At 51.5% G+C, this 1,329-nt stretch carries 1 rRNA gene; it reads right to left on the bottom strand.

The window, feature by feature from the left end:
* Positions 1 to 1,218 (bottom strand): 23S ribosomal RNA (locus ACMV8I_RS21295); the annotation flags it as partial.
* Positions 1,219 to 1,329: the final 111 nt, after the last annotated feature.

The raw sequence follows: 1,329 nt of genomic DNA, 5'->3' as shown, positions 1-1,329 counted from the left end.
CACCTTCAACGGCTTACAGAACGCTCCCCTACCCAACAACGCATAAGCGTCGCTGCCGCAGCTTCGGTGCATGGTTTAGCCCCGTTACATCTTCCGCGCAGGCCGACTCGACCAGTGAGCTATTACGCTTTCTTTAAATGATGGCTGCTTCTAAGCCAACATCCTGGCTGTCTATGCCTTCCCACATCGTTTCCCACTTAACCATGACTTTGGGACCTTAGCTGGCGGTCTGGGTTGTTTCCCTCTTCACGACGGACGTTAGCACCCGCCGTGTGTCTCCCGTGATAACATTCTTCGGTATTCGGAGTTTGCATCGAGTTGGTAATCCGGGATGGACCCCTAGTCGAAACAGTGCTCTACCCCCGAAGATGAGTTCACGAGGCGCTACCTAAATAGCTTTCGGGGAGAACCAGCTATCTCCCGGTTTGATTGGCCTTTCACCCCCAGCCACAGGTCATCCGCTAATTTTTCAACATTAGTCGGTTCGGTCCTCCAGTTAGTGTTACCCAACCTTCAACCTGCCCATGGCTAGATCACCGGGTTTCGGGTCTATACCTTGCAACTTGACGCCCAGTTAAGACTCGGTTTCCCTACGGCTCCCCTATTCGGTTAACCTTGCTACAAAATATAAGTCGCTGACCCATTATACAAAAGGTACGCAGTCACCCCATAAGAGGGGCTCCTACTGCTTGTACGTACACGGTTTCAGGTTCTATTTCACTCCCCTCGCCGGGGTTCTTTTCGCCTTTCCCTCACGGTACTGGTTCACTATCGGTCAGTCAGGAGTATTTAGCCTTGGAGGATGGTCCCCCCATATTCAGACAGGATGTCACGTGTCCCGCCCTACTCTTCGAACTCACAATAAGTGCATTTTTGTGTACGGGACTATCACCCTTTACTGTGCGACCTTCCAGACGCTTCCACTAATGCACAAACTGATTCAGGTTCTGGGCTGTTCCCCGTTCGCTCGCCGCTACTAGGGGAATCTCGGTTGATTTCTTTTCCTCGGGGTACTTAGATGTTTCAGTTCCCCCGGTTCGCCTTGCATGGCTATGTATTCACCATGCAATAGTGTGACGTATCACACTGGGTTTCCCCATTCGGGTATCGTCGGTTATTACGGTTCATATCACCTTACCGACGCTTTTCGCAGATTAGCACGCCCTTCATCGCCTCTGACTGCCTAGGCATCCACCGTGTACGCTTAGTCGCTTAACCTCACAACCCGAAGGTGTCTTTTCCTTAGTAATACAAGAAAGCACGCGACGCATTGCAAGTCTAGAGAGACTCAACACAGGGTACTCCTTACCTCAGTACTGCTACGGAGAG

The sequence above is a fragment of the Ewingella sp. S1.OA.A_B6 genome, from assembly GCF_049889095.1.
In the GTDB taxonomy this organism is placed as follows: Bacteria; Pseudomonadota; Gammaproteobacteria; order Enterobacterales; family Enterobacteriaceae; genus Ewingella.
The sequence above is the reverse complement of the archived record's forward strand: the minus strand, read 5'-3'. Positions and strand labels throughout refer to the sequence as shown.